This is a genomic window from uncultured Bradyrhizobium sp. (assembly GCF_964252615.1).
Lineage (GTDB): Bacteria > Pseudomonadota > Alphaproteobacteria > Rhizobiales > Xanthobacteraceae > Bradyrhizobium.
On the sequence record NZ_CAXUNQ010000069.1, the window covers coordinates 1 to 21,703 of the forward strand.

General features: G+C 60.8%; 16 protein-coding genes, 1 tRNA gene and 1 pseudogene. 11 read left to right on the forward strand and 7 right to left on the reverse strand.

Annotated features, from left to right (window positions below):
- Positions 1-166: 166 nt before the first annotated feature.
- The 3 genes from ACFE72_RS22370 to ACFE72_RS22380 all read left to right on the forward strand — a co-directional run bounded on the left by ACFE72_RS22370 (position 167) and on the right by ACFE72_RS22380 (position 2,357).
- Entirely contained in the window at positions 167-634 is a 468-nt protein-coding gene (locus ACFE72_RS22370; protein WP_375415316.1) for a hypothetical protein, read from the forward strand.
- Between the two features lie 300 nt (positions 635-934).
- Entirely contained in the window at positions 935-1,963 is a 1,029-nt protein-coding gene (locus ACFE72_RS22375) for an HWE histidine kinase domain-containing protein (protein WP_375415317.1), read from the forward strand.
- A gap of 16 nt (positions 1,964-1,979) precedes the next feature.
- Positions 1,980-2,357, forward strand: a complete 378-nt coding sequence (locus tag ACFE72_RS22380) for a response regulator (protein ID WP_375415318.1) — start codon at positions 1,980-1,982, stop codon at positions 2,355-2,357.
- 76 nt (positions 2,358-2,433) lie between these two features.
- Here ACFE72_RS22380 and ACFE72_RS22385 read toward each other — a convergent pair whose 3' ends face one another.
- Positions 2,434-3,924 (reverse strand): FGGY-family carbohydrate kinase, encoded by a 1,491-nt coding sequence (locus tag ACFE72_RS22385; RefSeq protein WP_375415319.1) that lies wholly within the window; start codon positions 3,922-3,924, stop codon positions 2,434-2,436.
- A 593-nt stretch (positions 3,925-4,517) separates the two neighbouring features.
- Between ACFE72_RS22385 and ACFE72_RS22390 the strand changes: the two genes are divergently transcribed.
- Positions 4,518-4,591, forward strand: a tRNA-Gly gene (locus ACFE72_RS22390).
- A gap of 485 nt (positions 4,592-5,076) precedes the next feature.
- Here the strand turns inward: ACFE72_RS22390 and ACFE72_RS22395 are convergent.
- Together ACFE72_RS22395 and ACFE72_RS22400 are read right to left on the reverse strand one after the other, a co-directional pair.
- Entirely contained in the window at positions 5,077-5,322 is a 246-nt protein-coding gene (locus ACFE72_RS22395) for a hypothetical protein (RefSeq protein WP_375415320.1), read from the reverse strand.
- Positions 5,323-5,633: 311 nt separating this feature from the next.
- Positions 5,634-6,134, reverse strand: coding sequence for a hypothetical protein (locus ACFE72_RS22400; RefSeq protein ID WP_375415321.1), 501 nt, complete (start codon positions 6,132-6,134; stop codon positions 5,634-5,636).
- Positions 6,135-6,376: 242 nt separating this feature from the next.
- Here ACFE72_RS22400 and ACFE72_RS22405 point away from each other — a divergent pair, with 242 nt between their 5' ends.
- Positions 6,377-9,346, forward strand: a complete 2,970-nt coding sequence (locus ACFE72_RS22405; RefSeq protein ID WP_375415322.1) for an NB-ARC domain-containing protein — start codon at positions 6,377-6,379, stop codon at positions 9,344-9,346.
- The gene (locus tag ACFE72_RS22410; protein WP_375415323.1) at positions 9,343-9,867 is read left to right on the forward strand and encodes a GNAT family N-acetyltransferase; all 525 of its coding nucleotides are present in this window, start codon (positions 9,343-9,345) and stop codon (positions 9,865-9,867) included. The genes ACFE72_RS22405 and ACFE72_RS22410 overlap by 4 nt, the downstream gene beginning before the upstream one ends.
- Positions 9,868-10,016: 149 nt before the next feature.
- Here ACFE72_RS22410 and ACFE72_RS22415 read toward each other — a convergent pair.
- Together ACFE72_RS22415 and ACFE72_RS22420 are read right to left on the reverse strand one after the other, a co-directional pair.
- Positions 10,017-10,178 (reverse strand): annotated as a pseudogene (locus ACFE72_RS22415) (IS3 family transposase); the annotation flags it as partial.
- A 168-nt stretch (positions 10,179-10,346) separates the two neighbouring features.
- Positions 10,347-11,630, reverse strand: a complete 1,284-nt coding sequence (locus ACFE72_RS22420) for an O-antigen ligase family protein (RefSeq protein ID WP_375415324.1) — start codon at positions 11,628-11,630, stop codon at positions 10,347-10,349.
- Between the two features lie 180 nt (positions 11,631-11,810).
- Here ACFE72_RS22420 and ACFE72_RS22425 point away from each other — a divergent pair, with 180 nt between their 5' ends.
- A complete protein-coding gene (locus tag ACFE72_RS22425; RefSeq protein WP_375415325.1) occupies positions 11,811-15,014 on the forward strand; it encodes a hypothetical protein in 3,204 nt (1,067 codons plus the stop codon).
- A 78-nt stretch (positions 15,015-15,092) separates the two neighbouring features.
- Here the strand turns inward: ACFE72_RS22425 and ACFE72_RS22430 are convergent, their stop codons facing one another.
- Complete coding sequence (locus ACFE72_RS22430; protein WP_375415326.1) at positions 15,093-15,764, reverse strand: TetR/AcrR family transcriptional regulator; 672 nt, start codon at positions 15,762-15,764, stop codon at positions 15,093-15,095.
- A gap of 229 nt (positions 15,765-15,993) precedes the next feature.
- On the opposite strand from ACFE72_RS22430, the gene ACFE72_RS22435 reads away from it, so the two are divergent.
- Both ACFE72_RS22435 and ACFE72_RS22440 read left to right on the forward strand, forming a co-directional pair.
- Positions 15,994-17,232, forward strand: coding sequence for an acyl-CoA dehydrogenase family protein (locus tag ACFE72_RS22435; protein ID WP_375415327.1), 1,239 nt, complete (start codon positions 15,994-15,996; stop codon positions 17,230-17,232).
- A gap of 185 nt (positions 17,233-17,417) precedes the next feature.
- Positions 17,418-18,476, forward strand: coding sequence for a phosphotransferase family protein (locus ACFE72_RS22440; protein WP_375415328.1), 1,059 nt, complete (start codon positions 17,418-17,420; stop codon positions 18,474-18,476).
- Positions 18,477-18,656: 180 nt separating this feature from the next.
- On the opposite strand, the gene ACFE72_RS22445 is transcribed toward ACFE72_RS22440, so the two are convergent.
- Complete coding sequence (locus ACFE72_RS22445) at positions 18,657-19,442, reverse strand: SDR family NAD(P)-dependent oxidoreductase (protein WP_375415329.1); 786 nt, start codon at positions 19,440-19,442, stop codon at positions 18,657-18,659.
- Positions 19,443-19,577: 135 nt separating this feature from the next.
- Here ACFE72_RS22445 and ACFE72_RS22450 point away from each other — a divergent pair, with 135 nt between their 5' ends.
- Both ACFE72_RS22450 and ACFE72_RS22455 read left to right on the forward strand, forming a co-directional pair.
- Positions 19,578-20,318: a histidine phosphatase family protein gene (locus tag ACFE72_RS22450; RefSeq protein WP_375415330.1), complete on the forward strand. Its 741-nt coding sequence runs from the start codon at positions 19,578-19,580 to the stop codon at positions 20,316-20,318.
- A gap of 109 nt (positions 20,319-20,427) precedes the next feature.
- Positions 20,428-21,195: an SDR family NAD(P)-dependent oxidoreductase gene (locus tag ACFE72_RS22455; RefSeq protein WP_375415331.1), complete on the forward strand. Its 768-nt coding sequence runs from the start codon at positions 20,428-20,430 to the stop codon at positions 21,193-21,195.
- The last annotated feature ends 508 nt before the right edge of the window (positions 21,196-21,703 follow it).

The window sequence follows — 21,703 nt, forward strand, 5'->3', positions numbered from 1 at the left end:
CCGCACCGTCCAGGTCGTGGACCAGAAACTGAACGAGCGAATCGTGACGGGCTGATCCGGCGCACTGTGATGCGCCGGCCGGCAGGGTGTTTTCGAAATAGCGCAGCAGCGGACAACACCGAGTGAAACATTGATCGGCGTCGACAAATTAGCCTTAAGACGGGCGATGAAATTCATGCATACCATAGGCGCCATCGGGCAAATGGGTGCGATGGCGTGCCTGCTCGTGCTGTTGAGCTTCGTTCCCGCGCCGACATCGCTTTCCGAATATGCATTAATGCGCGGCGCGATGGGCGGCATTGCGACCTGGATATTTCTCCCCTCGCTCGGGCTCGTTTTGATTACCGGCCTGTTGGCGATCGCGCTTAACAGCGGTTACCAGAGCGCGGGCTGGGCCTGGGCCAAGCTGATTTCGGGCATTCTGGTATTCGAGTGGGGATTCGCAGCGATTCAGGGGCCGATGCAACAGGAGGCGGAACTGAGCGCCCGCGCCTTGGCTCACGAGGTCGATCCGGCCGCGCTCGCGGCATCGCTGGGCGCCGAATGGAAATCGCTCTGGGTGTTGCTTGCGGTCGCGACAGCCAATGTGATCCTCGGCATATGGCGACCGCGTCTGACCAGACTTCCCGACTGATTTTGTGATCGAGGCATAGTGCCTCGATCATAACCACGGAGGCAATCACTCGGCGGGGGGCGCCCGCTTCGGCCGGAGCCTCCGCGCGGGCTGTAGACCAATCTACACTCGGCATGTCATGTTCGGTTCCGGACTATCAGGCTGTTGCGAGGCTGCGCGGCGTGATGAAGTGGAACACTTTCAGTCCGGTTCTCTTGCCTACCGGGAGGATCATCCTGATGAGGTCCCATATCCGACATTCAATAAGTCCTGGAGTTCCCAGTGCCGGCCGCGCCATCGAAGACCTTGACGATATCGTCCATGAAAGCCGAACTCACCGCCGCCGGCGAGGGACTTGCCGACAATGACGATGTCTTGCGCGGCATTCTCGCGGGCTGCGGAGACTGCATCAAGATCCTGGACCTCGACGGCCGCCTGCAGTTCATGAGCGAAGGCGGCAAGCGGGTGATGGAAGTCGAAGACTTCGGCAAGCTCAAAGGCTGCCCGTGGCCGGAGTTCTGGGCGGGCTCCGGCAATAGCGATGCGAAACAGGCTGTCGAAACCGCCAAGGCCGGAGGGACGGCGCGTTTCAAGGGTGCTGCGAATACCGCCAAAGGTACGCCGCGCTACTGGGACGTTCAGGTGTCGCCGATCTTCGGAACTGACGGCAAGCCATCGCACCTGCTTTCGATCTCCCGCGACGTCACCGAGGAGTGGCGGACAACCGCCGAATTGAAAGAAGCGTCGGCGCGGCAGGAAATGCTCGGCGGCGAGCTGCAGCATCGGATCAAGAATACGCTGGCGATGGTCGGTGCGATCGCAAACCAGACCATGAGGGGCAGCGACGTGGCGGCCGCGCGGGAGGCGTTTGCCGCCCGCTTGATGATCTTAAGCAAAGCCCATGATATTCTCACGCAGACGAGCTGGACCGGCGCCCCCATCGGTCAGGTCGTCAGCGGCGCGCTGGCTCCGCATCGCACCGCCGAGCGACGTATTCATTTCGGCGGTCCCGACATCGAGCTCGACGCCAAGCCTGCGCTCGCTCTTTCTCTGGCGGTTCACGAGCTTGCTACCAATGCCACCAAATACGGCGCCCTCTCGACATCGGGCAAAGTCGATATCGTCTGGTCAAATGACGAGGGCGGTAGCCGGCCCGGCTTTCGCTTCACCTGGACCGAGAGCGGCGGACCGACTGTATCGGAACCGACCGCGAAAGGTTTCGGAACGCGGTTAATCGAAAAGATGTTCGCCAACGATTTCGGGGGCGAGGCGGCGACTTCCTATCGACCCGAGGGCATTGTCTGTGAGCTCGTCGCACCAGTGGTGCGGCCTGCGGCCAGTTCCGGCTAGCTGCTAAGGACGCCCAATGGCCACAGTCGAAAAAAGAAAAATGGTGCTCATCGTCGAAGACGACGCGCTTCTGCGAATGGATGCAATGGTTATGATCGAGGAAGCGGGCTTCGATGTTCTGGAGGCGGCCAATGCCGACGCCGCAATAGCAATTCTGGAAACGCGCTCGGACATCGATGTCATCTTTACCGATATCGATATGCCGAAAGGATCGATAAACGGATTGAGGCTTGCGCACGCCGTGAAAGGACGATGGCCGCCGGTCAAGATCATCATGACGTCCGGCCACCTTGATATCGGAGATGATGACCTGCCAAGCGGCGGCCAGTTTATTCCGAAGCCTTACAGCTTTGCCGAGGTTACGCGGACGATCCACCACCTTTTGGGTGTTTGATCGCTCGCGCAGGATGCTGCGGTTCGCGGTCGCGAACGTGATCCGTGCCGCACCGGCTCGCATGCGATGACGTCGGTCATCGTGCAGCCCGCTGCCGGGCATGGCAAGCCGTCGCGCGCGGCAGCCATCCGCGCGCCTCGAGAGCATCGACCATGTGCAAATGAGCATGCAGCGCGGAATCGACGCGCTGCGGTTGCGGCTCGTGCCGGGACGCGATGCGAACCATCGCCGCCACGGCGTCATCCAGCGGCCGTTGCAGACAGGATGCGAGAATCGCCATCCCGAATGCGGGCTCCGCGATCGCGGGCACCACGAGCTCCCGGCCGAGCATCGTCGCGCGAAGGTCGTTCCAGAACCGGCTGCGCGCCCCGCCCCCCGTCAGCGACAGGCGGCCATGGGCGGGGAATCCAAGCAGGTCGAGGTAATCGAAACAGAGCCGTTCGATGGCGGCGAGGCCGAATGTGAGCGCGAGAAAGGTATCGACCGGATCGGCCGGAGCTTCGCGAACAAAGAACGCCGTCGCCTCGCCTGCGATGAAGGGAAATCGTTCGCCCTTCGCGGCCGCCAGGGGGTAGGCGAGGGTGCGCGGACCGGCTCGCCGTTCCGCTTCGGCGGCGAGCGCATCGAGATCGGCGTCGGGAAGAAAACGTGCCAGCGCGCCGGCGCCGGAACTGGATGCCCCGCCGGGCAGCCACCGGCCATCGGGCGACCGGTGCGAATAGACGACTCCGGCTGGATCGTGCAGCAACGCTGTGCTTGTTCCTTTCAGGATCAGGGTGGTGCCGAGCACACTGTTCCAACTTCCGGCCGATGTCGCGCCGGAACTCAGTTGTGACGCACAGCCGTCCGTCATTCCTGCGATGATCGGGGTACCCATCGGAATCCCCGTATGCGCGGCGCCGGCGGCACCCACCGCGCCAATCCCGGCGCCGGATCGACGCAGTTCCGGCAAAACCTCGTGCCTTACCCCCAACCGCTCCATGACAGCCGTGTCCCATCGCTGCAAAATCGTGTCGCAGCCCGTTTTCAGGGCATTGCTGAGATCCGACGGGACTCGTGTTCCGGCCAGGCCGGCGGCGATGAAATCGGCTTGATGCGAAAGATACCGCTCGCCTGAACCGTTGCCATTGCGAAGCAGCCACATCAGTTTGGGCAGGGCCCAGACCGGTTGAATGCGCCGGTAGCCCAGTTTTTCCCACAGCGCCGCGCCGACGGCGTTGGCTTCATCGCACTCAGCGGCGGCACGAGCGTCGTCATACATCAGAGCGGACGTTACCGCGCGACCATGGCTGTCGGTCAGCAGAACCGTACCGGATGTGCCGCAGACGGCGACGCCGCGGATTCGGTGGGGCGCATCGATCGTCCGGCACATCCGGCGGCAGGCGTGACCGACCGCGATCCACCAATCCTGGGGGCTTTGCTCATGCCGATTCCCGACGCGCGCGCTGGATAGCGCATAAGCTCCGGAGCCGACGATGTCGCCGCCATTCGTTGCGGCGATCGCCCGCGCGCTCTGGGTGCCCAGATCGATTCCAACCCAGACGTCCTGCGTCGCTTCAGCTTTCATTCTTTGCAGTTTTCACGAGATTTGGTCGTGGTGCAATTGCCCGCCGGTCGCGGCGGACTGCGGGTCGCCCGAGACCGTTCCCAATCCGAGCCTCGGCTCTTCTGGCGGCGGCCCGAAGCGTTTCGAATTGTGGACCTGCGCAAGCCTGCGCGGTCTTGGGCCACTGCAAGCGAACGTTTTGAACACCCTGGCTTCACTGAAGGGCCGCGCCGCGCCGGTCACATCAGCGGGTCGCGCATACAGAATCCGCAGGTTCAGCTTGCGTCGTCCGGGAATCAAAAAAACGCGGCGGGAGTGCTCCCGCCGCGTCCTGTTCTTGTCTCGCTGGTCCAGGCGCTGAGACGCCCGTTGCCAAGCTCGTATAGCTTAGCGGGCGATCCCAGCGAGGTGACAGCGCTTGGAGTAAGACACTGGATCACCTCCTTTCGTTGTTGATGGAAGGGCCAATATAGGCCGGGAATCGCGGCGTGTTAAGGGCAGGGCTGCGGGAACCCGCAGGCTCCGGGCCCGGCCCCATCATGACGCCGCGCCAGCAACAGGCCGTTTCATCGCAGTTGAGCCGCGCCGGCCCGCGTGTTAGTTCATCGCCCGACGCGGGTGTAGCTCAATGGTAGAGCAGCAGCCTTCCAAGCTGAATACGAGGGTTCGATTCCCTTCACCCGCTCCAGCGGCCAGCTCGGCCGGATGCTGAAAGACATGAGCCTGCGCCGCCGCCTTAACCTGCCTGACATCTTCAGGGGCCTGCGGCTGCGGGCGAGGTCGGGAATTCGCGCAGCCCGTTCGAGCCTGCCTTTATCCAGAGCCGGCCGCTCGCGGCGGGTGCGCTGGACGGCCTCAACGAGGATGCGCGGCTGGTGCCGTACATCGTCATCGAGACGGACCTACGGCCTTCGGAGGTCGTGAATCCGCTGCCGGGGGCCATCCCGCGCTACCGTGACAAGTCGTCTGGCTCTCCGCCGCCTTGAACGCCAAGGGCGCAGTGCGATGGGGTTCAGCGGCGTGCAAAAGATTCCTGATCAGGAGATAGCGCTCCGCCACGCGGCGATGCAAACGCGCGCTTGGTTGAAATGAATTTTGTCATCTAGAAAGGCCACCATGCAAAAAAATGGGCCCGCAAGGGGCCCAGTCTATTCGATGCGGTTCGACGGGGGCTCAAACGAAGTTCATCCACGCCGTGTTCTCACGAATCCATTCGCAAATCGGATACACTCCGCTCAGCCCGAGAAGAACAATCGACACGCCATACTTGGCTGCCAAGAGGCGGTTCGGCCAATGACGCACGATGAGCTGCCACCGCATGTAAATTTTGTGCGCGTGATCTACCGCAGCAATCATCGCATAGGCGAGCAAACCGACATAGAGCAGCATCAGAAACGCTTCATGCAACGTCGTATACATAGTGGAGCTCCTGACATGTGGGTTGGGGGATGTCACAACGAATGCTCAGAGAAAAGCCAATCGCAATGCTGATGAGCAGCCCCCGGAAAAGGACGCTGACAGCGTAGCTAGGAAGTGAGATCGGATGTTTTGCCATGGGCCCCTCGCTGACGAGCAAACCAGCTTGCCGGCTGCTCATGGCGAACATCAGAGCACATGAACCGATGTTCACAAACTCAATGCAATTATCGGTCGCTTATCAGTGCTAAATCAGACAGGTCAGCCACTCAGCAGCGGACCAAAATGCGGGCTGCTTGGTGAAACCCGGTCGATCAACGTGGCCCGGCCGGTGCCTCGGCGGTTGATGAAACACCCGGATTGGGTGACGTAGGGCCTTCAAATATCTCGGAATAATTTTCCGATATGACTTTGCCGGTGTCGTCGCGCCTATGAATTTCGCAAGGTCCCTTTTTCGGGTCTCTGTAAAGCTCATCGCTGAAATAATAAGCTTCCAAAACAACCACTCCGGTCACCGCTCGTTCGACGAGCGCGGGGCCATCGGTCTCGTTGCGATGCAGCATCCCAAGCCGATACCAAGCTTCTGTGGCCACTCTGCCGTCGATGAAATACTCGATCATGGCAGGGCCATCGTCGCGATGCAGGCGACCATCCACGTAAAAGTACTCGCGCGCAACAAGCCCGGTTTTCGGATTGCGTCGAGTTCTCGCAGGACCCAAGCCCCGGTCACGATGGAGCCGTCCGTTGGACTCGTGCAACTCGTCAACTACCACGCCGGTATTCAAATCAATCTTCGATGAGTAAGTTTTCGACATTCGACTCTCTACGTTAAGCCTGCGTCTAGAAGTTTTTTGCGAAAGCAACACTAACAAGTATTGGTGAAAGTATACTTTCACCAGAAAAATCTCCTTGCAAAAACAGGCTTGCACTCTGCTTAATCATCTTAACTCTTAAAATCCGTCATTCTTTTCGGAGCCCTCTCGCACGCCACAATTAAAAACGTGTATGAACGTCTTCTCACATCCGTTGCTTTATAAGCCAATATATAAGGGCCAAAATGTCGATTTCACGCGATATGTTTCGTGTTCAGTACCGCGTCGGAAATTTGATCGACGCCATTCACAAGCGGGCTCCAAAAACACCGGAATGGACAAGCGAGTTCCTAGACGAGGTTTTCGAAAAAGTCTACAGCTGTCCCCCGCCAAAACGGCTGGTGCCGTCAGACTTGCAGACCTGGGATTATTTATTCGGGTTCTGGACCCAAAGCCGGAACCAGGCGCTAAGCTACTTGGTAAGGCCGCGCTCAGACAAGCCAGCGGCTTTTCCAATCACCCTGAGCCATTTAAAACGCATGGACATTGCGATCCACAGCTTGGGGTTGGTGCCGGACGAAAAGTCGTTTCAGTTCGGCGACTCGCTCGATCAGAGTTGGTGGGACTTCCTCGACTTAGCCTGGAGAGCTATTGCCGGCGATGTCGCGCCTCCAGACCCCGACTTTTCAAAATCGTTGTCGATTTTGGGAGCAGCTGCATCTCTCGGCAAAAAACTGTTTGTTGGTCGAGAGACTGCGATGACGGCCATTGAAGCGAAGCTAGGCCCGATAAACGGTGATGGAAAAACGCCTAAGGTAGCTCTTCATGGCTTAGGCGGGATCGGAAAAACCCGCCTAGCAGTTGAGTACGCGCATTCCAAGATCGGCAGCTATGGTCCCATCATATTCATCGGCGCGGACACGCCCGCCAATTTGGAGCAAAACATTCTAGACGCCGTTCGCTCTTCGAAATTTCAGATCAAGCCGCTGGCTGCCGATTATTCAGATGCCAAGAACGCCTTTGCGCAATGGTTGGAAGAACACAAGCGCTGGCTCGTGATTTTCGACAACGTTGATACCGATGATGCCGCCGAAGCGGTGCAGCAGTTGTTTCCCATTCTGTTTGGCGGACACGTCCTGATCACGGCGCGCATTTCGCAATGGCATGTCGAATCACGGGTGGAAACATTGGAGATCGATGCTCTCCTCTTCGTGGACGCATCAATTTACTTGGATTACGCCACCGAAAATCGCAAGGTGAAATTGAATTCTGATAAGGATGACGCGCTAAAACTTGCAACATCCCTAGGTGGCGTACCAAGTCTGCTTACTTACGCCGCTGGCTATATCCTGCATGGCACAATCAGCTTTAAAGCCTATCACGACAAATGGAACACCAAGCGGGCCGACAAGGATGCGTGGTGGAGTGAAGAAAAAAGCAAACGCATAACGGGCTATCCGACACCGCAAGCGGCCACCACGTGGCAAACATCAGTGGACATTCTTCTGCCACCTGCGCGTCAAGTGTTCGATCAACTGGCTTGGTTCGCCCCGGATCGCATTCCAAGGGCGCTTTTTCTCAACGAAATCCCTGTCGACGATCTAATTGGTTATTCGTTGGTGACGCCTGTAGGCGGTAACGCGTTCACGATCAATAGCGCCTTGCAAGAAATAACCCGCGTCAATCTAGAGGCGACTAAAAGCTTCGAGAGCCTTTCCTATGCTGCCCGGACTTTGGAAGCTGGACTAAATGCGCATCAAGAGCACCTGATACCTCATGTCTTGAGTGTTTTGCACTTCCTTCGCGATGACCGCTTTATCGATTTTACCGAAGCGGATCTGCTGGATTCCATGGGTAGAATTGCTGTCCTCGCACTTGCCCAAACAGTTCTCGACGGCACGAAATACACCAAACAACTAATCACCGTACTTTCGGTATTTTACGAAGTAGAACCTTTGGAACCAATACTCTGGCCTCTGGTTCTCGACAGCGCATGGGACGAGATTCAAACTCAACTACTTGCTGCCAACAACTACGTGCTGCGTTACGCGATGGCTGAGGCGATTTCCCAGAAATGGGATATCCCGGAAATTGTTAAGCTGTTCGAACAGAGCACGACTCTGAACGAATTTGAGCTAGGCGGGTACGCCCTTGGCCTTGTATTTGCCGGCGATCCTTCACTAATCGCGTCTCATCGCAGCTGCCTTGTGAGGTTGGCCGAATGTCCGGCCTACGGCGGTCGCTCCATCCTCGGCGATCTGTTCTTGAATCTCGTGTTCCGTAAAGACTTGCAGATATCGCGCGAACTGCGTGGATTGGCGACAGATCGTTTTTGGAAACGACCATTATGGGATTTCATTAAGCTCGACATAGACGCGATCGAGGCAGCGGAAGCCTTTGTGGCCAACCCAGAAGCTCCGCCACCGAATTTCCACGGCGAGGTGTTGGCGGCCTTCAATATATTCGACCGGATCACGAACACCCGGAATAACCTTATCGTCGACTTCAAGCCCAACTCAGAAATAGAAAAACTTTTGCGGGGCTACTTCAGATTGGGTGATGAGCCCAACCAGGTTAAAGCCAGCAAGGACGAACTTGAGGCGTTGTCTACAGATATCCTGTTAGAGATAATGCGGTTGTTTTTCAGCCATCCAATTTGGGCCGTCGCCGAATCGGCCGCAACAGTGCTGTCTTCGCTTGTTGAACGCGAAGATAAGCGCGACGAAAGAATTCAGATCATCCACACGTTGCTTGGCGAGAGCGAAAACTGGCGAGTCCAGTTCGGTGCAAACGAGGCGGCATTTGCCGTCCGTCATGTTGCACCGGAGGTGTTCGATAAATCACTTGATGACAACTACACGCATAAAAATTGCAAAATCCGCGGACTCTGCGCGGAGAATTTGATTTCACTGATGTTGAACTCCAGCAGCAAAAAGCGAAACAGCCTTTATGTCCGGTTCAAGCCGCACATCGCGGCCTGGGTGCAGGACCAGGATTGCTGGGTTCTTGAGCATGTGTTTCGGCTGTTTAACACGCTGGAGAAACGCAAAACACATCTGCTCGATGTCTCGGAGGGACAAGAGGTGGGTGTGGACCCCGGAGTTCTTGCACAAGGCTCGCGCTTGTTCGGTGACAAGCCAAATTGGTGGAAAGGCGAGCGAGAGGAATTCTTGCAGTACATCGAAGACGTGAAAAACCGCATGGGTGACGGATGAGCCAGCCTCCAAGAATTACATGGTGCCAAGATCCAGCCCGCGCGCGTGAACTCGCCGAGTTCTTCGCACGTAACGTCGAAGCGACAACTGCTTATATTTCTCACAGTGAAATGTGGGGTGACCGCGCATTGTCTCCGCACAAGTGGCGAAGCGGGCTTCCACAAATTTTTGAGGCGGAAATCGAACCTAAACTGCGCATAAGCACTGATGCGCTCACGAGCTCGACTTGCAAGCCCATACTGGTGGCAGAAGATCAATCCGGCTTGCTTGCCCTTGCGTATGTGACTTTCGATGGAGCTGCGCCTGTTCCATATGGAATAGTCGAAGATATCGTTGTGGACCCGGCCAAACGCGGCCAGGGAGTCGGAAAATATATAATCGACTGGATCGCGGAGCAGGCCCGAAAGCGCGATATCCATAGGTTATTTCTTGAATCCGGCGAATCCAATCATGGTGCGCACGATTTTTTTGAAAGTGTCGGCTTTAAGAAGTGTTCGATTGTGATGCTGAAGACTTTGTAGCCTTTCTGAGTATCAATTGCGCGCCCGCGCAGACTTAGGCCTGGGCTCCCGTGAACCGGGCAACGTGCGTGTTCCGGCCATCCGGCTTCGATCCCTCGCGCAAGGCGTAACGAGCCGCTGCTGATCCTCGCCCGAAAAGATGGCCAGGGTTAAGCTGCTTTTGGCTCCATCCCGGTCGGGCTGAGGTAGCCGATGGCGGAGCGGCGCCGGGTTCGATTGTAGAAGCCTTCGATGTAGACGAAGATGTCACGTTTGGCTTCTGCCCGTGTTGCATAATGCCGGTGCTGGACGAGCTTGGTTTTGAGAATATGGCAACATGGCCACCATCGGCGCTCGTTCGCCCCGCCATCCGGTCCACATCGTCTCGACAACGGCGTTCGTCCCTCCATGGGAGGTCAGCGATCCGTTTCCGCCGTCATTGATTTCGCGTCCGGCACGCGCGGCAGAAATTCAGGCGTCATGTCGAAAGGCTCGCAGCCTTAGATGGGCGGCCCGGCCCGAAGTCTCCGCCGCGCGCCTGCCATCATGCCGCCGGCAACGCCGACGCCCAGCACATACATCCAGCCTTCATGGAAATCGAACAAATGGGAATTGAACAGCGAGGTGAAGACATTCTGCACTACCACCGACAGCCCGATCCATGCCACCAGGCTGCCGCCGCGGAACAGCCGCAGATGGCATAGCCACATCGCGTAGAGCACGATGACGCCGGCCGCGCCCCACTGCACCGCGACGTTCAGGGTCTGGTTGTGCGGGTTTCCGATGATCTCGGCGTGTACGCCGATCTGGCCGATCGCGGCCTGCTCGAACAGGCCCCGCGTCGATCCGGTGCCATGCCCGATCACCGGGGCTCTGGCAAAGAAGCGCAGCGACTTCTGCCAGAATTCCAGCCGCGACCCCACCCCGTTCGGAGTGTTCTGCACGCTGTAATGATAATAGTCGTCGAAGAACAGCCAGATCTTGGTGCGCAGTTGCGGCGAAGCGCTCCACGCCGCCCCCGCCAGTGCTACGGCAACGCAGAGCGCGATCAGGGCGGTGCGCCGCCGCAGATGCAGCGCGGCGAACAACGTCATCATGATCGGCATGGTCACCAGCGCGGTGCGCGACACGGTGACGAACATCATGTTGACCACAAGGCCCGCGGCGATCGCCGCCAGCAGCGCCGCGCGTTTTCGATCCGATCGCCACAGCGTCGTCACCGGATAGGCCAGTGCCACCGCGCACAGCGCGAATTCCTGGCTTTGATCGATATAGTTCTTGACGAAGATGCCGGGCTGCTCGGTGTTCTCCTTGAGCGTGAAACCGGGGTCGAAGGCGACCGCCCACGACACCGCCATCAGCAGCGTGCACGATGCCAGAAAGGCGGCGAAAACCCACAGGCCGCGGCCGGAGCGCTCGAAATGATGCAGCAGCAGCGGCAGCACCAGCAGCTTGACGGTCGGGCCGACGGCGTAGAGACGCGCACCCCACGCCGCGTCCGACCACAGCGTTCCGGCCAGCGCCAGCGCGAACAACGCAATCGGCAGCACCGAAGCCGGGCGTCGCAGCGTCCGCAGCAGCGCGCGCGCCTCGAGGGTCGGGATCAGCGCGGCAATCCACAGAATTACGAAAATCGACACCCCGGAGGTAGACCACGGCAGCAGCAGCGCGATCAGGACCGCAAGCAGGTCGACACTGAGCATGCGCGCGGCGGGATCGTGCCAGGCTGCGAAGATCGTGGAAAATTTTGGCGCGCCCGGAGTGTCACGCGTGGCTTCGGTCATGGCGGCCATTATACGCGGGCGGGAGAGGGTTGTGGAGGCCGGGCATGCGGATTTCAAGGCCGGCAGCCGTTGCCGACAAGACCTCTTGCCATCCCCGCTGAATTGCGAAACTAATCGCGCGGATTGTTGCAGTTGCTTGTTCGGCGCCGGTGCAATACCGCCGGCGGTTCGGCCCCGCCAATGGATGACAATAACAATAATCTGTTCGTCGAAGCGGCAAAAATGACTGATCGCTACCGGCCTTGGCTGGCCTATCGTATTTGCGCGGCCCTGATCTCAGTATTCGCCGTCACCCATGCCGCTGGCGCTGCGAACGTCAAGAAAGAAACCGCCGAACAGTTTCTGACGTGGGTGGCGGAAGAAACGAGGCGGCAGCCCGGCCTGCCCGGCAACTTCTTCGGGCGCGTTCCTCAGGATACGTTGTGCAGCAAGGTCAAGGAATCGGGATTACAGGACGATCCCGGCGGCGAACGTGAAGCTGCAGTCAGGGAGCCGATCGAACAGGAAGCCGTTGTGGCCGACCCGCGGCTGGCCGGCTGGTCCTGGATGGCGCCGGAATTTCTGTTTGGAGTCATTTCAAAGGCCTGCGAGGACGGGGATTTCCTGGTCTACGATCCATCTCCCCAGATCGATCCGGCTCAAAACAGTGCTCCGGACCAGCCGCCTTCAGATCAGCAGCAGGAAAAATCCGAGCAGCCTGCCGAAATCGAGAAGCAGAGCGGCGTCGGCGCCGCCGAGCTGAGACAGGGGTTTCCCGCGTGTCCGGATGGACCGCGGATGATGATTCGCCCGCGCCACGTTTGGCCGTTATTGCAGGCAATCCGCTCGTTTGAAAAACTGGATCGCTTAAGCTTCGCCTGCGTGGCGATTTACAGTCTGACGCACGAACTGTCCGGGCTGTTCGATCTCACGGGCGACGTTTCAACCGTCGAAATAATCGACTCGCATATTGATCTTTTCGACTGGCGTAACGGGAAGATCGGCAGGCTGCGGCTGATCGGGACCGTCGACCCGAAACGGCCTGCCTCCGCTGCAAACAACGCGCCGCAGACCTCCCCCGGCGCGGAGCCGGCGCCTCCCTATCCCGGAACGCAGTTGCGAAGCTTCAGCCTTGACCATGCGGAAATCAAAAACATCGAAGTGCGCGGCGCCGGGGCTCGATCGTTCTTAGTCGGCAAGATGGCGATCGACGAGGCATCCATCGTCAATTCGGAGTTCGGATCGTTTATACTGACCGGATCGAAGCTGAAAAGCTTCGAGATTTTTCAGTCCAGGATCGGGGCGGAACGCGGCGAAAAAGGTTTTATTCGATCCGGCGACGGATTTCATTTTACCGAGAATGAAGTGGCGGGCGAGGTGAGAATAGGCCCGCGTTCGCTCCTCTATGACTCGCTCATGCAACTAGCTCCATGGAGAATCGAGGCTCAATTTGGCTTCAGGCCGCCCTGGATCGACGACAACGACATGAGTTTGCGGGTTCGCGGTTACATGACTCTGGCGCAAAGCCGCATCGGCCGCGGGCTCTGGTTTCATGGCCTCGACCTCGCCAACGATCCGGCGCAGGACGAAGCGGCGCAAAACGCTTTCTTGAACATGAACAGGCTGGAAGCCGGATCGCTGTCGATCTCCGGAAGCACCATCGTCCTGGCGCAAGGCAAAAGCGTGCATGGCACGGATATGGCGATTTCAGGGGACATCAGCATCGACAACAATTTCATTCATCGCCAGCTCAGCGGCTTTCGCGGCGATTACATTCCGAACCGGAAGCGACGCGACTGGCGCAAGGAAACACTTGGGTTCGATGCGACGAGTACGCTGTTTGGCTTTTCCCGGCTGAAAGTCCGCGATCTGATACTCCGGCAAAATCTCATCGACGACGTCACCGGTTTTATCAACGTATCGGCCGAGCACGTGCTGATTACGACGGCGCCGCCGCATTCCGACGACCGCCCGTTGCGCGGCGCGCAGTTCTGTTTCAGCGCGGTGCAGCGCGGAAGCGGCGACTTGATTGAAAATTCGCGGTTGCAGGGCGGGCTGGTGGTCGGCTGGCCGCGGCCATGGCCGGTATCGGAAGCGGCGTTTCCGACCTGCTATGGAAGCATCGTGTTTCAGGGCGGGGAGATCAAAACGGTTTCGGTCGGCGCGCTTGCAAGCGACGTGGTCGCGATCAATACCAAGGTCGATCGCGGTATCGCGCTGGCGGGCCGGTTGTCCGGATTGGTGAATTTTTCCAACATCCAGATGAAGGACAATGTCCTCGGCCTGGGTGCGACCGGGGCGCCGCTTCGCTGGTGCGAGGACAGCAAGTTGTTGCTTGATGGCGCCAGCCTCTCGGCGCTGCAGGCCGACCGGGACAGCCTGGTTCGCCACGCGTGCAGGACGACGACGGACGCCCTGGCCGACGAAGCCGAGATCGGCGTCCTGCCGATGAGCATTCGCGGCGCGCAGATCGCGCGCCACATGGGTGCGATCTGGTCGGACCTGGCGCGGGTTCCCGACCCGGGCATCCTTGGATTCACCGTCGAGGAGTTGAAGGAAATTGCGGCGCCGAAGAAGCCCGCCGAGCCGCTTTCCCGGCGGGTGCGTGCGGTATTGCCCGCTTTCCTCGGCGGTCAGACCATTGCGCCGTCCGCGACCGATCGGCCGCTCGATCCCCAGGCGCTTGCGCAGCTTGCCAAACTGCTCAAGGACAACGGCTATTCGAGCAAGTCCGCCGATCTTACGATCGAGCGCATCAGCCGGCAAAAGTGGGAGAGCGGCGATTCACTGGACCGCTTCAAATGGATGCTGGGCTGGCCGATCGGCTGGGGTTATCAGGTCGAATGGGGCTTCGGCTACGCGATCGTTTTCATCTTCATTGGCGCCTGGGTCAGCACCTATTATCGCCGCTATCCGGCTCGCCGGAGCCTGTCGCCTCCACCGCCTCCCTGGCCGCTGCCCGAGCTTCGCCGCCCGACCGCGCAGGCCGCGCGCGCCGAGCAGAGGGCGTTCTACCTGAAGGCGGGATCGATCGGCGCGTGCCTGCTGGCGGCGATGGTCTGGGTCCGCGGTCCTCTGGATCTGACGCCGGATGAGACGCTGGTGCTTGCAGGCGGGCTGGCCGCGCTGGTCGTGGTTTTTCAGGTGCTGCTCAACGGCAAACTGCGGACGCACGCCGGGCGCAAGAAAATACAGCGATTTATTTCGGTGTTGCCAAGCGTGTTCAACTATCACAGCTGGTTCTTCAGCCTGGATCGCCTGTTGCCTGCGCCCGGTCTCCATCTGTACTGGGGCAACTATCCGCGGATCGGCCAAACCGGCAGAAACTATTTCTATTTCCACCGCCTGGTCGGGCTGGTACTCGCTTCCATCATCGCGGCCGGGTTCGCGGGCCTGTTCGATTAAGCGTCCGGGCAGGCGGCCCGGCGGCGCATCGGGAAAAGCATTCGAGTCCGGCCGGACGCGAGCTTGCGTAGCCCGGGATCATCGCGCCCGCCGTACCGCCGCTGCATCGGCCGCCTTGCTTTCCGCCTCATCTTCCGTCAGCGCCATCACCGACACTGCGACGATCCGTGCGATAATCCCCTCCACATCCTCCAGGTCGCATTTCCCTTCCGACAGTTTCGCCAGCCGCTCGGAGTCGCGGATGGTCTGGTGCGCCATCGCCAGCGCAAAATGCAGGCCCCAATACAGATCAACTTCGGCGCGGCCCGGCAGCGACCGCTGCATCGCCGCGGCAAAACGCCTCAAATGATCGATCTCGCGGTTCTTGATCCTGCGGATCGGAGCGACAGCCTCGATCGACGCCCGGATCATGAAACGCGCCGCCGCGGAGCGCTGCCTGTCGGGGCCGAGGCAGCCGCGCAGGGAGGGGCCGACCAGCGCGCGCAGCACCTCGGCGATCCCGGCGCGGCCGCCGCCGCGTTCTTCGGCGGCGCGCAGCTCGCTCAGGCGTTCGCGGTTCAGCGCCAGGCTGCGGCTGACGAACAACTCCGCGATCAACTCGTCCTTGCTGCCGAAATGATAATTCACCGCCGCGAGATTGACGCCGGCGCTGGCGACGATGTCGCGCAGCGTGACCTCGGCAAAGCCGCGGTCGGCGTAAAGCCGTTCGGCGGCGGTGAGGATCGCGGTCCTGGTGTGATCCGACGGCATCTCATGGCTCCCATGCGAGGCCTGGCTGAACGCGGGCGGTTGCATTTCAAACAGTTGTATGAAACTATGGTTTGAAGGCCGGAATGTCAATGCGGCGGCCCCGCATCGCAGCTTCGGCCCGCCGCCCCGGCACCGCTCGCGGTCGCGCCTGCGAACAAACGTCTTGCGAAGCAGCGGGTGCGGGGAGACAGTGCCGCCAACCATTTCGTAAAAAGGTGAGGAACACCCCATGGATTTCACTATGTCGGATCGCCAGAAGGAATGGCTCGGCCGCGTCGAAGCGTTCATGACCAAACACGTCCGGCCCGCGGTGCCGGTCTACAGGGAGCAGGACGAAGCCGGCGAGCGCTGGAAGGTGATCCCGGTGGTGGAAGAATTGAAGAAGAAGGCCCGCGCCGAAGGGCTCTGGAACATGTTCATGCCGCCGTCCTCGCATGAGGACGATGAATTCCGCGGCGCCGGACTGAGCAATCTGGAATACGCGCCGCTGGCCGAAGCGATGGGCCACATCGGATGGGCCTCGGAAGTGTTCAACTGCTCGGCGCCCGACACCGGCAACATGGAAGTGTTCATGCGCTACGCTTCGAAGGAGCTGAAGCGCAAATACCTGCGGCCGTTGATGGACGGCGAGATCCGCTCCGCCTTCCTGATGACGGAGCCGGCGGTGGCCTCGTCGGATGCCACCAACATCGAGACCTCGATCCGGCGCGAGGGCGACGAATACGTCATCAACGGCCGCAAATGGTGGTCGTCGGGCATGGGCGATCCGCGCTGCAAGGTAATGATCGTGATGGGCAAGACCGATCCGTCGGCGCCCAAGCATCAGGCGCAATCGCAGATCGTGGTGCCCGCCGACGCCAAGGGCGTCAAGGTCGAGAAGATGCTGCCGGTGTTCGGCTTCGACGACGCGCCGCACGGCCACGCCCAGGTGCTGCTGGAGAATGTCCGCGTGCCGGCAAGCAACATCCTGCTCGGCGAGGGCAGGGGATTCGAAATCGCGCAGGGCCGTCTCGGCCCCGGCCGCATCCATCACTGCATGCGCACCATCGGCAAGGCCGAAGAGGCGCTGGAGAAGATGGTGCGCCGGCTGTCGTCGCGCACCGCGTTCGGCCGCAAGATCATCGAATATTCGATCTGGGAGCAGCGCATCGCGGAAGCCCGCACCGACATCGAAATGAACCGCCTGTTGTGCCTGAAGGCGGCCGACATGATGGACAAGGTCGGCAACAAGACCGCCCAGCTCGAGATCGCCATGATCAAGGTGTCCGGCCCGAACATGGCGCTGCGCATCATCGACCACGCCATCCAGGCGTTCGGCGCCGCCGGCGTTTCCGATGACGCGGGGCTCGCGCGCGATTACGCCTCGATGCGCACCATGCGGCTGGCCGACGGTCCGGACGAGGTGCACAACCGCGCCATTGCCAGACTTGAACTTCGGAAGTATGCAAACGCTCCGACCAGTCACTAACAAGAGCGCCACGCCGGCGCTCGCCGGAGACTGCCTGAAACCGTCATCCTGAGAAGCCCGCGAAGCGGGCGTCACGAAGGATGGCCACAACCTCCATCCTTCGAGACGCCGTTTCCATGCGAACGGCCCCTCCGGATGACGTTCTGGCGTTTTCAGGCGTCTTTCAAGAAAAACAGGGAGCGCCAGTGGCCGAGGGTGTCAGGAAAGACGAGGAATTTTCCGGCACCAGGCCGGTGGAGGAGCGGCATCGCATCGACGAGGCGCGTCTCGACGGCTGGATGCGCGGCAACGTCGACGGCTATGCGGGGCCGCTGACCGTCCTGCAGTTCAAGGGCGGCCAGTCGAATCCGACCTACCGGCTCGATACGCCGCGTTGTTCGTATGTGATGCGGCGGAAACCGTTCGGCAAACTGCTGCCGTCGGCGCACGCGGTCGATCGCGAATTCAAGGTGATCGCGGCGCTGCGCAAGCAGGGATTTCCGGTGGCGAAAGCCTATGCGCTGTGCACCGACGACGCCGTGATCGGCGCGGCCTTCTACATCATGTCGATGGAAGAGGGCCGGGTGTTCTGGGACCCGGCGCTGCCGAGCCAGAGCGGCGAGGCGCGGCGAAAAATCTTCACCAGCAAGATCGAGACGCTGGCCAGGCTGCATCAATATGATCCCGACCAAATCGGCTTAAGCGACTTCGGCAAGCCGGGAAATTATTTCGCGCGCCAGGTCGACCGCTGGACCAAGCAGTACCGCGCCTCCGAGACACAGCACATTCCCGAAGTGGAAAAACTGATCGAGTGGCTGCCGCGCACCGTGCCGGAGCAGAAGCGCGTCTCCATCGTGCACGGCGACTACCGCCTCGACAACATGATCTTCCACGCCACCGAGCCGCGGGTGCAGGCGGTGCTGGACTGGGAGCTGTCGACACTGGGCGATCCGATGGCGGATTTCACCTATCTGTTGATGCAGTGGACCATGCCCGGCCTCGCCAATGCCGATCTTGCCGCGCTCAATATTCCGAGCATGGAGGAGGCCGCGGCGATCTACTGCGGCGTCACCGGCGAGACCGTGCCGGACCTGAACTGGTATTTCTCCTACAACCTGTTTCGCCTCGCTGGCATCACGCAAGGCATCGCCGGCCGCATCCGCGACGGCACCGCCGCCAGCGCCAAAGCGCTGGAATCCGCCAAGCGCACCGTGCCCCTGTCGCAGGCGTCGTGGGACTACGCGCAGAAGGCCGGCGCGAAATAGCGGTTCACAGCACTGCAACATGACGCGCGCCGTGTGACGCGCAGGGGGACCCCTGCGCCGTGTTGTCGGTGTACTGCGAAACGTCAATATCCTCGTGGGCACCGCGAAACACGATCAGCGCCAGGGGTTATGGATCCCCGCCTGCGCGGGGACGACGCCGTCAATGGAGGCGCGCGGAGCCTAAACCGGTTTGCCCGCATAGGGCATCGACGCGGTGAGCCCGCCGTCGACCGGGATCGCCTGGCCGTTGACGTAGGAGGCCTCGTCGCTGGCGAGGAACAGTCCCATCGCCGCCAGTTCGTGCGGCTGGCCGGCGCGCTTCAGGGGATTGAGCTGGCCGATCTTGCCGTCGGTGCCGCGCGACTTGGCGTTGTCGAAGATCGGTTTTGTCATGCCGGTTTCGATCAGGCCCGGACACACCGCGTTGATCCGCACCCCGGTGCCCGACAGCGAATAGGCCGTGGTCTGCACCAGGCTGATCACGCCGGCCTTGCTGGCGCCGTAGGGATGGCCGCTGGCGCCGGATTTCAAGCCGGCGACCGACGCGGTGCAGACGATCGAGCCGGACTGCTGCCGGATCATGTGCGGCGTGGCATATTTGATCGCTAGAAACGGCCCGATCAGGTTGATGCGCAGGATTTCCATCCAGTGTTCCACGGTCTGTTCGGCCAGCGGCACCAGCCCGCCGCTGATGCCGGCATTGGCCCAGATCGCATCGAGCCTGCCGTATTTCGACACCGCCTTGTCGATGAACGACTTCACGTCGGTTTCCGCGCCGGCATCCAGCCGCATCGCCTCGATGGTGCCGCCGGCGTCGCTGACCAGCTTTTCGGTTTCCTGCACGCTTTCACTGCGGTCCACCGCGATCAGATTTGCGCCTTCCTTTGCAAACAGCAGCGACGCGGCGCGGCCGATGCCGCTGCCGGCGCCGGTGATGATGACGGATTTGCCCTGCAGGCGGCCCATAAGTGTCTCCCTGTTGCTGGTTTTTTCGGCACTTGCCGCCGCGCGGAATTCGAACACGGCCGGCCATCGAAGTGGCTTGAGGCGAAGTCCACTCTCACGTACAGCCACATCGAACACTATTGAAGGGTCTGATCGATGTCCAATCCCGACAAGCGGTTTGTCGCGCAGCATGCCGTCCCGAAAGGCGCGGTCGCGACGCGATGGTGGTGGGTGCGCCACGCGCCGGTCCGCGACGACGGCGGCAATATCTACGGGCAGAAGGATATGGACTGCGATTGCAGCGACCGCGTCGTGTTCGATGCGGTCGGCAGGATTCTTCCGCGCGGCGCGGTATGGATTTCGAGCAGGCTGAAGCGCACCCACCAGACCGCCGCCGCGATCTGGGCCGCGGGCTTTCCGAAGCCCGATGCGATGCCTTACGACGGCGACCTCAACGAACAGCATCTCGGCGACTGGCAGGGCCTCAACCGCGCCGAGTTCTTCGCCACCCGCCCGGTCAATGTCGGCAGCTACTGGTTCGCGCCGATCGACGAGCCGTCGCCGAACGGCGAAAGTTTCATGGATCTGTACAACCGCGTCCGCCGGTCGATCGACCGCCTCACCATCGAACACGCCGGCCGCGACGTCATCGCGGTGGCGCATGGCGGAACCATCAAGGCGGCGATCGGCCTGGCGCTCGGCGGCCAGCCGGAAAAAGGCCTCGCCTTCACCATCGACAATTGTTCGGTCACGCGGCTGGACCATCTCGGCAGCTCCGGCCACAGCGGCTGGCGCATCCCGTTCGTCAACCAGCAGCCCTGGATCGCCGACGCCTCGCACGCCGCGATGCACCAGCCGGCCGGACCGGAAGTGGGGCCGGCGACGAAGCTGGCGTGAGCCGGCCTCGCAGGGCAGGCTGGGCGCAACGCGCCGTAACCGCCGCAGCGCTGCACATCGCGTCATACGCGGGCTTGACCCGCGTATCCATCCACAGCAGGAGCAACCCATGACCTTGTTCGACATGACCGGAAAAATCGCCGTCATCACCGGCTCGACGCGCGGCATCGGCCGCGCCATCGCAGAAAGGATGGCCGAGCATGGCGCCAAGGTGGTGGTGTCGTCGCGCAAACAGGATGTCTGCGATTCGGTGACCAAGGAGATCAATGGCAGGTTCGGGCAGGGCACCGCGGTCGCCATCGCCGCCAATATTTCGAGCAGGGAGAACCTGCAGAACCTCGTCGACCAGAGCAACCGCGCCTTCGGCAGGATCGACGTGCTGGTCTGCAACGCCGCGTCGAACCCGTATTACGGCCCGCTCGGCGGCATTTCCGACGACCAGTTCCGCAAGATTCTCGACAACAACATCGTCGCCAACAACTGGGTCATCGGCATGGTGGTGCCGCAGATGATCGAGCGCCGCGATGGCGCGATCATCATCGTGTCCTCGATCGGCGGCCTCAAAGGCTCGACCGTGCTCGGCGCCTATGCGATCTCGAAAGCCGCCGACATGCAGCTTGCGCGCAATCTCGCCTGCGAATACGGCCGGCACAACATCCGCGTCAACTGCATCGCGCCCGGCCTGATCAAGACCGACTTCGCCAAGGCGCTGTGGGACAATCCGGAAAACCTGAAAGCCGCAACCTCGCGCTCGCCGCTGCTGCGCATCGGCACGCCCGACGAGATCGCGGGCGCCGCGGTGTTTCTAGGCTCCGCGGCGGGAAATTTCATGACCGGTCAGAGCATCGTGATCGACGGCGGCGCGACGATCAGTTAGCCGCCATGTCGTCCCCGCGTAGGCGGGGACCCATACACGCCGCACTTTCCTGTTGAAGCACGATGTTGCGACGTCATCGCGTAACCGCCGGCTACGACGTTGCGACGTCATCGTGTAACCGCAGGCGCGGTGGTTATGGGTCGCCGCCTGCGCGGGGACGACGGGAATTTTCGGACACCGGCGATATCGAGCCAGCCGAACGAACCCGGTCAGCATCCCGCCCCTCGACTGTCGCCCCCGCGCAGGCGGGGACGCGGCCAAGAGGCCGCTCCGCAGGACGAGGAAATACCCGGATTGCTCTTTTCGTTCGCATGCCTAGATAAGGCGCTCAGCCGGCATTGGTGAGCAGGAGATCGACCCAGAAGTTCTGGCTTGAACAGGGGCGTTTTTCGAGAGTAAACCAGCCGCGTTTTCAGATGCCGCGCTTGGAAGCGCAGGCGATAGAGGTGGATGAATGGCCAAAGCAAAGTTTGAACGTACCAAGCCGCATTGCAACATCGGGACGATT